This is a genomic window from Streptomyces sp. NPDC048424 (assembly GCF_040651555.1).
Taxonomy (GTDB): domain Bacteria; phylum Actinomycetota; class Actinomycetes; order Streptomycetales; family Streptomycetaceae; genus Streptomyces.
Genome location: NZ_JBEZKE010000017.1, coordinates 120083 through 133649 on the forward strand (window position 1 = coordinate 120083; position 13567 = coordinate 133649).

At 73.3% G+C, this 13567-nt stretch carries 8 protein-coding genes; 3 read left to right on the plus strand and 5 right to left on the minus strand.

The features are described from left to right. The first annotated feature begins 39 nt into the window (after positions 1–39). A complete protein-coding gene (locus tag AB0D29_RS24130; protein ID WP_362856951.1) occupies positions 40–4770 on the plus strand; it encodes an amino acid adenylation domain-containing protein in 4731 nt (1576 codons plus the stop codon). After that, positions 4767–6476, plus strand: coding sequence for an AMP-binding protein (locus tag AB0D29_RS24135; protein WP_362856952.1), 1710 nt, complete (start codon positions 4767–4769; stop codon positions 6474–6476). The genes AB0D29_RS24130 and AB0D29_RS24135 overlap by 4 nt, the downstream gene beginning before the upstream one ends. A gap of 81 nt (positions 6477–6557) precedes the next feature. Here AB0D29_RS24135 and AB0D29_RS24140 read toward each other — a convergent pair whose 3' ends face one another. Further along, the gene (locus AB0D29_RS24140; RefSeq protein WP_362856954.1) at positions 6558–7913 is read right to left on the minus strand and encodes a cytochrome P450; all 1356 of its coding nucleotides are present in this window, start codon (positions 7911–7913) and stop codon (positions 6558–6560) included. Between the two features lie 130 nt (positions 7914–8043). On the opposite strand from AB0D29_RS24140, the gene AB0D29_RS24145 reads away from it, so the two are divergent. Next, entirely contained in the window at positions 8044–8730 is a 687-nt protein-coding gene (locus AB0D29_RS24145) for a 4'-phosphopantetheinyl transferase superfamily protein (RefSeq protein ID WP_362856955.1), read from the plus strand. A gap of 31 nt (positions 8731–8761) precedes the next feature. On the opposite strand, the gene AB0D29_RS24150 is transcribed toward AB0D29_RS24145, so the two are convergent. Genes AB0D29_RS24150 through AB0D29_RS24165 form a run of 4 tightly spaced genes read right to left on the minus strand, consistent with a single transcriptional unit; the run spans position 8762 to position 13566 of the window. Then, positions 8762–9979, minus strand: a complete 1218-nt coding sequence (locus AB0D29_RS24150; protein ID WP_362856956.1) for a 3-deoxy-7-phosphoheptulonate synthase — start codon at positions 9977–9979, stop codon at positions 8762–8764. A 55-nt stretch (positions 9980–10034) separates the two neighbouring features. After that, on the minus strand, positions 10035–11303 hold the full coding sequence (locus AB0D29_RS24155) for an MFS transporter (RefSeq protein ID WP_362856958.1): 1269 nt from the start codon (positions 11301–11303) through the stop codon (positions 10035–10037). After that, on the minus strand, positions 11300–12661 hold the full coding sequence (locus AB0D29_RS24160) for a hypothetical protein (RefSeq protein ID WP_362856960.1): 1362 nt from the start codon (positions 12659–12661) through the stop codon (positions 11300–11302). Before AB0D29_RS24160 ends, AB0D29_RS24155 begins: the two co-directional genes overlap by 4 nt. After that, positions 12661–13566, minus strand: a complete 906-nt coding sequence (locus tag AB0D29_RS24165) for an aminotransferase class IV (RefSeq protein ID WP_362856962.1) — start codon at positions 13564–13566, stop codon at positions 12661–12663. The genes AB0D29_RS24160 and AB0D29_RS24165 overlap by 1 nt, the downstream gene beginning before the upstream one ends. Position 13567 lies beyond the last annotated feature (1 nt).

Genomic DNA, 13567 nt, shown 5'->3' on the forward strand with positions numbered 1-13567 from the left:
CGCTGAACCAGCAGACCCGCTGGTTGATACGGGGGACTGATGTCCGAGATATCCGCTGTGCCCATTCCCGACCAGGACGAGGGCCTGAACCAGATCCGAGAGCTGCTGGCCGAGGTCAACGGCGACTACGACCGCTGGGTCGATCCGCAGGAGCCCTTGTTCCTCGACTCGCTGGACTCCGTGCGCCTCAAGTCCGCGATCGACACCGCGTGTACGGTCGACCTCCCGCTGGAGATGTTCTTCGGCCACTGCACCCTCGAAGCGCTCGCCGGAGCGCTGCTCAACCACGGTACGGACGGCGGGTCCGTCCCGCAGCTGGTTCCGGCACCGGAGCGCGACCACGAGCCGTTCGGCCTCACCGACGTCCAGCAGGCGTACTGGCTGGGCAGCCGGGGATTCGACCTCGGCGGGCGCTCCGCCCACTTCTACGTCGAGGTGGACCTGCTGGCGGCGGACCGCGAACGCGTCGAGGAGGCCTTCAACACCCTGATCGGCCGCCACGGCATGCTGCGGGCGGCGCTGCTCCCCGACGGCCGCCAGCAGGTGGCCCCCGAGGTGCCGTACTACCGCTTACGCCACGAAGACCTGAGCGGGCTCCCGGAAGCCGACGGCCGATGTCGTCTCGACGAGACCCGCGAGGAGATGGCCGCCCAGGTCTTCGACCCGCACACCTGGCCGCTGTACGACATACGCACCCACCAGCTGGACACGGGCCGGCTCCGCCTCCACATCAGCATCGACCTGCTCTTCGCCGACGCAGGCAGCATCCAGGTCCTGCTGGCCGAGTGGATCCGCCTCGTCCTCGACCCCGACTCCCTCGGCCCGGCCCCCGCGGTGACCTTCCGCGACTACCTCGAAGGCGTCGCCGCACACCGTACGCAGCCCGGCCACGAGACGGCCCGCGCGTACTGGTCCGACCGCCTCGACTCGCTGCCGCAGGCCCCCGAACTGCCCGTCCGCACCCTCGCCGACACCCGGGTCCCGGCCTTCGTACGCCGCGAGCGCCGCCTTCCCGGCCGGGTGTGGCGGCAGATCAGGGACCGCGCGAACACCCTGGGCGTCACGCCGTCCGTACTGCTGTGCGCCGCCTACGCGCAGGTGCTGCGCACCTGGAGCCGCACCCCCCGCTTCACCCTCAACCTGACGCTCGCCGACCGGCCGCGCCTGCACGCCGACATCGACCGGGTGATCGGCGACTTCACCAGCACCATCCTGCTGGAGTGCGACCTCGGCGGCGCCCCGGACCTGGCCACGGCCGCCGGCCGGCTCCAGACGCAGCTGCGGCAGGACCTGGTCCACGCCCGGTTCAGCGGTGTCGAGGTGCAGCGCGAGCTGGCCCGGCGCGGCGACGGCACGCAGGCGCGGATGCCCGTCGTCTTCACCAGCCTGCTGCGCGAGCAGGACAGCCTCGGCTCCCTCGAAGGCATGGTCTTCGAGACCGCGTACGCCATCTCCCAGACCCCGCAGGTGTACCTCGACAACCAGGTCGTGGCCCGCGGCAGCGATCTGCTGATCAGCTGGGACGCCGTCGAGGAGATGTTCCCCGAGGGCGTGCTCGACGACATGTTCGCCGCCTACCTGGACCTGGTCGAGCGCATCGCGGAGCAGGAGGCGCCCGCCCCCGTCACCCCGCCGTCCCGGCAGCTCGCCGTGCGCGCGGCCGTGAACGACACCGCCGGCCCGCTGCCCGGCGAGCTCCTGCACGCGGCCGTCGGCCGGCAGGCCGCCGCGCACCCCGACGCACCGGCCGTGATCACCGCCGGTACGACGCTCACCTACGGCGAACTCGACCGCCGCGCCGACCAGATCGCCCGGCGGCTGCGCGAGCTCGGCGCGGCGCCGAACACCCTGGTCGCCGTCCTCATGCACAAGGGCTGGGAGCAGATCCCGGCCGTCCTTGGAGTGCTCCGCGCCGGCGCGGCCTACCTGCCGGTGGACGCCGGCCTGCCGCAGGAGCGCATCGACCAGCTGATCGGTGCGGGCGGGGTGACGGTGGCCCTCACCCAGCCCGGCGGGTACGTACCGGCCGGCGTCACGCGCCTGGCCGTGGACCGGCAGCCGTGGCCGGACGCGCCGGACGTGCCGGACGGACAGGACGGACCGGAAGAGGACCGGGTCACCGGCCCCGACGACCTCGCGTACGTCATCTTCACCTCGGGATCGACCGGCCGCCCCAAGGGCGTGATGATCAGCCACCGTTCCGCGGTGAACACGGTCGACGACATCAACACCCGCTTCGCCGTCGGCCGCGGTGACCGGGTCCTCGGACTGTCCTCGCTCAGCTTCGACCTGTCCGTGTACGACGTCTTCGGCGTGCTCGGAGCCGGCGGCGCGCTGGTACTGCCGGAGCCCGGCGAGACGCGCGACCCCGCCCGCTGGGCCGCGCTCGCCGACGAGCACCGGGTGACCCTGTGGAACACCGTCCCGCCGCTGCTCGAACTGCTGGTGGAGCACTGCGAGCAGCAGGGCGGCGGATTCCCGCGCTCGCTGCGCACGGCCCTGCTCAGCGGCGACTGGATCCCGCTGACCCTGCCAGGCCGGGTCCGGGCCGTCGCCTCCGGCGGGCCCGAGCTGATCAGCCTCGGCGGCGCGACCGAGGCGGCGATCTGGTCGATCTGGCACCCGATCGACCGCATCGATCCCGAGTGGCGCAGCGTTCCCTACGGCACCCCCCTGCGCAACCAGACCTTCCACGTCCTCGACGCCGATCTCACCGACAAGCCGGACCACGTCACCGGCGATCTCCACATCGGCGGCGCGGGCGTGGCCCGGGGCTACTGGGGCGACCCCGAGCGCACCGCGGCGCAGTTCATCGTCCACCCGGTCACCGGCGAGCGCCTGTACCGGACCGGCGACCTGGGCCGCTACCTGCCCGACGGCACCCTCGAACTGCTCGGCAGGGACGACTTCCAGGTCAAGATCGGCGGCCACCGGATCGAGCTCGGCGAGATCGAGGCCGTGCTCAGCAGCCACCCCGGGGTCAAGGCCGCGGTCGTCGTGGCCCAGGACGCCAAGCGCCTGATCGGCTACGCCGTACCCGAGAGCGGGGCCGCCTTCGCCGACGACGAGCTGCGCACCCACCTCGGCGCCAAGCTCCCCTCCTACATGGTCCCCGCCGTCGTCATGACCCTGGACCGGCTCCCCACGGGCGCCAACGGGAAGCTCGACCGGCGCGCGCTGCCCGTGCCGGAGGCCGTCGCACCGGGAGCCGAGCCGCCGGCGACCCCCGCCGAGGAGGCCCTGGCCCGCGCCTGGGCCTTCGTACTCCCGGTCGAGACCATCGGCCGCCACGACAACTTCTACGCGCTCGGCGGGGATTCGCTGCTCGGCGTACGCGCCGTGGCCAAGGCCGCCGAGCAGGGAATCCACCTCACGCTCGCGGACTTCTTCGCCCATCCCACCGTCGCCGGGCAGGCGGGCCTCGCGACCGACCGACCGACGGCCGCCGCGGACCAGGGCGAGATCACCGGGCGGGCCGGGCTCTCGCCCAGCCAGCTCTGGTTCTTCGAGCAGGACTTCGCCGCGGCCGACCACTGGAACGGCATGTGGCCGGTCTTCGAGCTGGACCGGCGGCTGGAGCCCGGCCCGCTGCGCGCGGCCCTCGCCACCGTGCTCGCCCACCACGACGGGCTGCGCGCCCGGTTCCGCACCGGGGAGCAGGGACCGTACGCGGAACTGCCCGGCGTGCGGCCGCCGGCCGACTCCAGGGTCACGGAGGTCGACCTCGGCGCGACCGCCGACGCCGACGTCGAGGCGGAGATCGCCCGGCACGTCGCACTGCGCAACGGCGAGCTCGACCTGGCCGACGGCACGACCGTCCAGCTCACCCAGTTCGACCTCGGCCCGCAGCGCCGGCCCCGGCTCCTCGTCAGCGCCCACTGGCTGGTCATGGACTACTACTCCTCCCGCGTGTTCTACGAGGACCTGCGCGCGGCCTACTTCGCCCTCGAACGGGGCGACGAACCGGTCCTGCCGCCCAAGACGGCCTCCCTGCCGCAGGCCGCGGCCCGGCTCCACGCGTACGCGGCGGGCGAGGAGGTCACGGCCGAGCTCCCGTACTGGAGCAGGCTCGCCGACCTCGCACCGCAGCCGCTGCCCGTCGACCACCGCCTCGGCCCCAACACACAGGCCTCCGCCGTCCGCCACTTCACGGAGGTGACCGGCGAGACCTTCGACGCGGTGGTCACCGGGCTCCCGCGCACGCAGGGCGCCGAGATCCGCGAGGTGCTGCTGACCGCGCTGGCCCGGGCCGTGACCGCCTGGACGGGACAGCCGGAACTCGTCGTCGAGGTCGAGGGCCACGGCCGCCGGCGGGCCTTCGGCTCACTGGACATCTCCCGTACGGTCGCCCGGTTCTCCACGCTGTCGCCGCTGGTGCTGCGCCCCGGCGACCTCGCCTCCGTGCGCGGGCAGATCAGGGAGATGCCCCACCAGGGCGTCGGCTACGGCCTGTTGCGCCACCTGCATCCCGACCACGCGGTACGGGCGCGCATGGCCGAGGTCCCCGTGCCCGAGATCGGCTTCAACTACTGGGGCGACGTCAGCGAGTACTTCACCGGTGACGCCCGCCCGGTGGTGGACTCCTTCGGCTACCACCGCAGCGACCTCGGCCACCGGACGCGGACGCTCGACCTGATGGCGATGGTGTCGGACGGCACCCTGCGGCTGGTGTGGACGTACAGCTCCCACCTGCACAAGGAATCGACGGTCCGGGCCCTGGCCGACCGCTTCATCGAAGAACTGCACACGCTGGCGCGGAGCGCCGGATGAACGGGGAAGAGAAGACCATGGAACACCCGCGTCCCGAGGACCTGTTCGGCGCGGTGACCGTGCCCGAGGTGCTGGAACTCGCCGCCACGACCTCGCGCGGGATCACCGTGGTGAACCGGCGGCTCGACCGGACCCCGATGCCGTACGCGCTGCTGGCCGCCGGTGCGCGGCGGGTGGCCGGCGGGCTGGTCCGGGCCGGGGTGGCCGAGGGGGACCGGGTGGCGATCGTCTCCTCCACCTCGCCCGGTTTCCTGCTCAGCCTGTTCGGCGTCTGGCGGGCGGGCGCCGTGCCCGTCATCCTGCCGCTGCCGCACCGGCTGTCGGACCTGCCGGAGTTCGTCGCCGAGATCAACCGGCGGCTCGACCACGTGGACGCGCGCTGCGTGGTGGTCGCCGACGCCTTCGGCGACTTCGTCAGCGGCCGGATCACCGGCGACCGGCCGGTGCTGACCTGCGGTGAACTGGCCGCGGAGCGGGAGGAGATCAGCGGACCGGTCCGGACCCGGCCCGAGGACCTCGCCTACCTGCAGTTCACCTCGGGCACCACCGGACTGCCCCGGGCGGTCGCGCTCACCCACCGGCAGATGCTCACGAACGCCGCGGTGTGCTGCGAACGGCTCGAACTGGTACGGGACCGCAGCGTGCACGTCAGCTGGCTGCCCCTGTACCACGACATGGGCCTGATCTCTGTCCTCTCCGGCATGGCCTACCGGATCAAGCTGGTGCTGCAGCCGCCGGAGGACTTCCTGGCCCGGCCGGACTCCTGGGTGGACGCCCTGTCCCGGTTCGGGGCCACCAGCACGGTGGCCCCGAACTTCGCCTACGGCCTCGCCGCCCAGGGCATGCGGCTGCGCCCGCGGGACCTCGACCTGTCCCACCTGGAGGTGTGCGGGGACGGCGCGGAGCCGATCCGGGCGGCCACCCTCGAACAGTTCGTGGAGGCGGGCGCCGCGTACGGGCTCCGGCCGCAGGCGATGACCCCGATGTACGGGCTGGCCGAGGCCACCCTGGCCGTCGCCATGGGAGAGGCGACCCGGCCACTGGTCTGGGACCACGTGTCCCGGGAGGGGCTGCAGGCGGGCGCCGTCGCGACGCCCGTGCCCGCCGGCGACCAGGGCGCCCGCGCGCTGGCGGTCTGCGGACCCCCGGTGCCAGGGGTCCGGATCGAGATCAGGCAGGAGGACGGCAAGCCGCTCGAGGAGCGGCGGGTCGGCGAGATCTGGGTGCACAGCCCTTCCCTGATGGAGGGCTACTGGGAGGACCCCGAGGCGACCGCGGCCGTCCTGCGCGACGGCTGGCTGCGCACCGGAGACCTCGGCTACCGGACCGAGGACGGCAGCCTGGTGGTCTGCGGCCGCGTCAAGGACATGATCATCGTCTCGGGCCGCAACCTGTACCCCGAGGACTACGAGCACGTCGCCGCCAAGGTGGAGGGCGTACGGCCGGTCTGCGCGGCCTTCGCGGTGCCGGACACCGAGCGGATGATCGTGGCCTTCGAGACCGCCAAGGGCTTCGACGACCACGCGGAGCTGGCGGCGCTGGTGATGAAGCGGCTGCGCGAGCACCTCGGGCACGCCCCCGACAAGGTCGTGGCCCTGGACAGGGGCGCGATCCCGCGCACCTCCTCCGGCAAGGTCCAGCGCGCCCTGACCCGGGAGCGCTACCTGACGGGGAAGCTCCCGGTCCTGGCGGAACTCGCCCGCTGACCGCCGCCGCCGGCCACGGACGCCGATCGCGGCCGCCCCGTACGAGACGGCCGCGATCGGCGTCCCACCGCCGCGGCGGGATCAGCGGCGGCGGCGCACCACGAGCCGCGCACCCCGCGAGGGGATCAGCGTGACGTGGTGCGCCTTCTGCTCCTCCGGGGCGGCCCGGTCGGGGCGGACCTCGTACCGCACGAGCACCTCGCGCAGGGCCACGGTCGCTTCGAGCAGCGCGAAACCGGCGCCGATGCAGCGGCGGGCGCCCCCGCCGAACGGGATCCAGGTGTGGGCCGGCGGCTGGCCGTCGAGGAAGCGCTCGGGGCGGAACTCGTCCGGCTGGTGGTGGTAGGCCGGGTCCGACTGCACCAGACCGATGGCGGGCATCACGGTGGCGCCGGCGGGCAGCCGGTAGCCGCCGACCGTGAGCGGCTCGGTCAGCTGCCTGGCCACCTCGTACACCACGGGCTTGAGCCGCAGCGCCTCCTTGGCGACGGCCGTGAGGTAGGCGTCGTCGCCCTCGTCCGCGGCGCGCTGCGCCCGCCTCAGCTGCGCCGGATCGCGGACCAGTTCGTGCAGCGCCCAGGCCAGCCCCGTGGCCGTGGTCTCGTGCCCGGCGAGGAGCAGGGTGATCAGCTGGTCGCGCAGCTCCGCGTCGCTGAACCCGCCGCCCTCCTCGTTCTCCGCCGCCTGGAGCAGGCGCGACAGCACGTCGGTCCGGCTGTGCAGGTCCGCGGCGCGGCGCCGGCCGGAGATCTCCGCGTACAGCAGCTTGTCGAGGCCCCGCTGGAGGCCGATGTGGCGGCGCCACGGCCCGAAGCGCTGCAGGAGCGGGTAGGGGAGTCCGAGCAGGGTGACCGGGCCGATGTCCGCGATGCCGCGCACGAGCGGGCGCATCCGCTTCAGCCTGGCCTCGTCGGTCACCCCGAACACCACCTGGAGGATCACCTCCAGGGTCAGGGCCTGCATCCGCTCGTGGGAGCTGAAGACGGTCTCCTCGGGCCAGCCGTCCACCTCCGCCCGGGTCAGCTCGCCGACCATCTCCTGGTAGCCGGCCAGCGCCGCACCGGTGAACGCGGGCATCAGCAGCCGGCGGGACCTGCGGTGCTCCGCCTCGTCGGTGAGGAGCACCGAGTGGTCACCGAGGGCCGGACCCATGATCGCGTTGCCCTCGCCCGCGTGCAGGACCTCCACCGGACCGCCGAAGACGGTCTTGATGTCCTCCTGCTTGGTGAGGATCACCAGATGGCGGGTGGGAGCGGTCAGCCGCAGCGTGAACACGTCCCCGTGGATGCTGCGGAGGGCCGGAAACAGCCGGTGCCGGTACTGGGCGAACAGCAGGGTCTGGACCACCGCGGGCAGGCGCAGACCGGGTGGCCGCTTCGTCGAGCCCGTTTCGGGTAAGCGTTCGGCGGTCGACACTTCATCAATTCCGCTGGTCATTGAGGAAATCCCCCTCGGTGAACGAATCTCTGTGTTTCGTTCGCATGCAAATCTGGTCCCGACTCACGCTAGCAGCCGGGTCGATGGGCAGAAATGGCGGAAGAACCGTTTCGGTCGTTAGGGTCCTGAGGTGCTCGAACTGATCCTTCCGGCCGCCGTGGCGTGTGCCGAGAGCTTTGTCGACGTATCCGAATCCACGCTCCTCCCGGCGGAATTGGAAGCCCTCGGAGGAGCCCGCCACGATAGGCGCCGCAGGGAGTTCACCACCGTCCGGCACTGCGCCCGGCGCGCCCTGGCGGAAATCGGCGTACCGCCCGTGGCGGTGCTGCCCGGCGAGCGCGGGGCGCCGGTGTGGCCGCGAGGGGTGGTCGGCAGCATGACGCACAGCCCCGGGTACCGGGCGGCGGCGGTCGCGCGCAGCACGGACGTACGGGCCGTGGGCATCGACGCGGAGCCCCACGAAGCCCTGCCGCGTCGGGTACGGGGAGCCGTCACACGCCCCGAGGAACGGGAGCGGCTGGCCGCCCTCGGCACCGACCGTCCGCAAGTCCACTGGGACCGGCTGCTGTTCTGCGCGAAGGAGGCCGTGTACAAGGCGTGGTTCCCGATGACGGGACGCCGGCTGGGCTTCGCCGACGCCTCGGTCGCCTTCGACCCGGCGGCCGGGACCTTCCGCGCGCAGATCGTCGAGGGGGCGGGGGCGGCCGGGGCGGGGGAGCGGACGGGGACCGCGGAGCCGCCCGCTCCCCTCCTGTACGAAGGACGCTGGGCGGCCACCCCCGAGCTGCTCCTGGCCGCGGTCGTCGTACTGCCCTGACCCGCCGTCGGGAATCGGCAGGACCACGCCATCAGGCACGCCAGGCGGACACCGCGGTGAGGGCTTGTTCCAGGTTCAGCCGGGGATCGCACAGGGGCTCGGGGCGGGCGGCGAGCCCGGGGACGCCGTCGGCTCCGGCCACGCACTCCAGCACCTCGTCGGGGGTCGCCTCCAGGTGGAGTCCGCCGGCCGCTGCGCCGGCGGACTCCACGGCGTGCTGGAAGCCCGCGATCTCGCGGACGATCTCCTCGACGAGGCGGGTCTTGCGGCCGCTCGCAGTGGTGACGGTGTTGCCGTGCATCGGATCGCACATCCAGACCACGGGGTGCCCTGCCCGGCGTACGCACTCCACGAGGGCCGGCAGGTCGCGCCGTACCGTGCCGGCGCCCTGCCGGGCGATCAGGGTGAGCCGGCCCGGCCGGCGGTCGGGATCGAGCAGCCCGCACAGCTCCACCAGCTCCGCGGGGCTCATCGTCGGCCCGACCTTGCAGGCCACCGGGTTGTCCACCGCCGCGAGCAGGCGCACGTGGGCCCCGCGGGTGGAGCGGGTGCGCTCGCCGATCCAGGGCCAGTGCGTGGAGGAGAGGAACGTCCGCCCCGCGCCGTCCCCGCGCACCAGCGGGAGTTCGTAGTCGAGGACGAGGGCCTCGTGGCTGGTCCAGGTGGTGGCGTAGGTCCACCCCGTGTCCGGCCGCAGGGCCGCCTGGACGGAGAGGGCGGCCCGGTAGCAGTGCGTGAGCCCGCGCGGGTCGTGTGCACGGGCCGCCGGGTCCGGTTCCGGCCGGTTCACCATGTGCCCCCGGAACACCGGCAGTTCACGGCCCCGGTGCCGCTCCGTGGGCCGGGAGCGCGGCTTGGCGTACTGCCCGGCCATCCGGCCGACCCGTACCGTCGGCCTGCCGGTGATCTCCGAGAGGGCCGAGGCCAGGACGTCGAGCATGCGGACCTTGTCGCGCACGGCTTCGGGCGTGCTGTCGGCGGGATCCTCCGCGCAGTCCCCGGCCTGCAGGATGCCCACGTCGCCCAGCGCGGCCCCGGCGACGACCTGGCCGAACCGGTCGATGTCGCCGGGGCCGACGAGCCCCGGCGCCGACCGCAGTCGCCCTACGGCGGCGCCGAGGGCCTCGTGAGCCGCCCAGTCGGGTTGCTGGGACGCCGGCAGGGCGGCGATGTGGTCCAGGGCTTCGGGCGGGTACGGCTCCCCTCCGTACCATCCCGGTTTGTCGATGAGAGATATGCCGTGCGGCATGGTGGTCCCCCTAAGTGTGGTGCTCTTCGTGCCGATGGTGCTGTGGTGGTCCGCTTCACGCGGCCACTTCCCCGGCCGACGGGTGCGGCTCGGCCGGTTTGACGGTCAGGCGCCGCACGCTGGAGCTGCACAGGGCGAAACCGGTGGCCGCGACGACCAGTACGGCGCCGGCCACCAGCGTGGTGTCGAGGCCGGCGTGGAGCGCGATCGGGCCCGCGGCCACCTCCCCGACCGGGATGGCGACGAACGAGCCGAGCGCGTCGTAGGAGTAGACCCGGGCGAGCCGTTCCGCAGGGATGTTCTCCTGCAGGGACACGTCCCAGGCGACCGCCAGTTGTTCCAGGGCCACACCGTTGACGAACATCGCGGCCAGCAGCACGGCGATGTGCGAGGTCGTCCCGAGCGCCAGCAGCGGCACCGCCTCGAACGCCCCGACGGCCGCGCCGATCCGCAGGGCGTGCCGGGGCCGGGTACGGGCCGCGATGAAACCGCCCGCGAAGGCGCCCGCCGTCTGCGCGGCGAGCAGCAGCCCCCAGGTCGTCCGGCCGAAGGACTGGTCGGCGATGGTGGGGCCGAGCACCTGCAGCCCGCCCGCGACCACCGCGTTGATGACGAGGAACTGGAGCACCACCACCCACACCCAGGTGCGGGAGGTGAACTCCGACCAGCCCTCGCGCAGTTCGGCCAGCGGCCGGGCCGGCCCCGCGACCGGCGACGCGGTCTTCGCGGCCCGGATCCCGGCGAAGCACAGCCCCGCCAGCAGGAACACGGCCGCGTTGACGGCGATGCCCCAGCCGGGGCCCGCGAAGCCGACGACGAGCCCGCCGGTCGAGGCACCCAGGACCATCCCCGCGTTGACGGCCATCCGCACGACCGCGTTGGCCGGCCGGATCATCCCGTGCGGGACGGTCTGCGGTACGAGGGCGGCCGCCGCCGGCAGCGACACCGCCGCCACCATGCCGTTGATCACGCTGATGACGACGAGCACCGGGATCGAGGCGAAGCCGAACAGCACGCTCGCCGCGATCACCGCCTGGGCCAGTCCGGCGGCCACGCTCGACCCCTGGAGCACCAGCCGGCGCGGCAGCCGGTCGGCGATCACACCGCCGAACAGCAGCAGCGCCACGTTGGCCACCGACCGCGCCCCGACGACGATCCCCAGGTCGATCAGCGAACCGGTCAGGTCGAGCACCGCGAACGACAGCACGATCGGTGCCATGGCGTTGGCGAAGTAGGTCGCCATCCGGCCCCCCGCCAGGCAGCGGAAGTCCCGCTGCCTGAGGGGGTCCAGCAGCGTGGGGGCGTGGGCGGCGTCGACGCTCACCGCCCGACCGCCGGACTCTCCACGATCAGCACGCTGTTGGCGGCGGCGCCCTGGTGCGTGTTGATGAGTTCACCGGGCTTGGGAGTGGCGTGCCGGACGTAGACGCCCGACAGCTCGCGGCCGTACATCATCGGCCCCAGTACGCAGGGCACGGCGGCGCTGCGGATCTCCCCGGTCGTGTCGTGCGCGAACTCGAGGGTGACGAGGTCGGCGTCCACCACCCGCTGGAGGATGTGGTCGCCCTTCGCGGCGGCCGCCAGGAGCAGCTCCCGCCACTCCTCCTCGGTCACCGAGCGGCCCAGGGTCACCCCGGCGCCGCCGTAGCCGTCGCCGGGTTTGAGCACCAGGGAGGTCCGGTCCTCGCCGAGGGCGTCCGCCCGGGCCGTGGTGGTGTGCGGGATGTGCCGGCGTACGAACTCCCGGTCCGCCGGATCCAGCAGGGGCAGGTCCTCCCAGATCCAGGCCAGCACCCGCTTGTCGCTGACCGGACTGGTCGCCTCCGGGGTGTACATGCGGACGGTGCCCGCCCGCAGGGCCCGGTCCAGTGCGTCGAGCCCGGCGCCCGCCTGCTCGACCGGTGTGAACAGCCGGAACACGGCGTCCACGATCTGCTCGCCGGCCCGCAGCCGCTGCCGGTCGTCGAGGGCCAGCCGGTCCAGCGGGTACCCGACGACGCTGACACCGTGCGCCTTGCCCCGTTCCCCCATGGGGGCGAGGAAGCCGATGAAGTCGTCCAGGTCGGCGAGGGAGTCGAGGCCGTCCTCGCGGAAGACGGGGACGAGCAGGCAGCTGCCGTCGGCCAGGCCGAGGAAGGACACCAGCTCGGCGAAGAACGCGTCGACCGCCGACGGCGGGGTGCGCAGCGGGCCCGCCGGGCCGTCCGGTCCGGCGGGGAGCAGGTCGGCGTAGACCCGGTGGAACTGGGCGGCGATGAGGTCGGCCTCGATGGCCCCGCCGATCGCCCCGTCGATGTTGAGCTCGACGACCTTGGGAACGCCGCGTTCGACCATGACGTCGGCGCGCAGGGAGGTCAGCAGCCGTTCGCTGAGCGGCTGCGCCGGATCGAGGAGCGGGAACTGCTCCCGGGGCATCGAGAGGGCCTCCAGCAGTTCGCCGGCCGTCCCCACCCGGCGCAGGCACGCGTCGAGCACCAGGCCCGCCGCGCGGTCCGCCACCGCGCCGACCAGTGCGTGGGCCTCGGGGCCCAGCATCAGGGGCCGGGTCGGGCACCAGGAGTCCGCGACGCGCGGCACTCCGGCGTTCGCCCGGCGCCAGTGGTCCCGGCCGAGCGCGGCGATCCGCCCGCGCAGCTCCTCGGGAAGGGTGTCGTACAGGTCCACCACGCGTACGTCGGCCATCAGGGCGACACCCACTTCGCGTACCGGGGGAGCAACCCCAGCTCGGCCTGCCGGTAGGTGTGCACGATCGCGGCGACCACGGCGTTGTCCGTGTCGAACCCGGTCCCGTCCACGCACCGGACCGGGCGTACGCCCCCGGCGGTGCTCGCCACGCACAGGGCCTCGCAGGTCGGCAGGTCGGCGGCGGTGAGCGGGCTCCGGTCCACCTCGTACCCGAGGTCGTGGGCGATCTCGATGACGGAGGCCACGGTGATCCCGTCGAGCGCGGCCGGGGAGTCGGGCACCAGGAGGGTGCGTCCGCGCACCCCGAAGACGTTCTGCACGGTGCACTCGGCGACGAAACCGGTGTCGTCGAGCAGCAACGCGTCGTCGTAGCCGCGCCGCTGGGCGTCCATCCAGGCGATCCTGGAGTTGAGGTAGCCGGCGGAGACCTTCGCCTTGGTCGGGAAGGCGTGCGGGCTGAGCCGGGCGACCGACGACAGGGTCAGCCGGGGCTGCTGCCCGCGGATGAGCTCGTCGAAGGACGAGACGTCGAAGGCCAGGACGGCCACCTGCGCCTGCGCACCGGGCGCGGCCAGGCCGAGCACCCCGTCGCCGAGGAAGGCGACGGGACGCAGGTAGGCCCGGCGCAGACCGTTGGCGGTCAGCGTCTCGTGGCAGGCGGCGGCGAGTTCGGCGGGGGACCGGGCGAGCGTCGTTCCCACCAGGCGGCACGACTCGGCGAACCGGGTCATGTGCTCCTCCAGCCGGAAGACGTGGTGGCCGTCGTCCCCGGAAGGGAAGGCGGAGAGGCCTTCGAACACGCAGAGTCCGTAGTGGAGGCTGTGGTTGGCGAGGGTCAGCGCGGTGTCCCCGGCGGGCACCATGCTGCCCTGCCACCACATCAGCTTCGCTGGTTCGTTCATT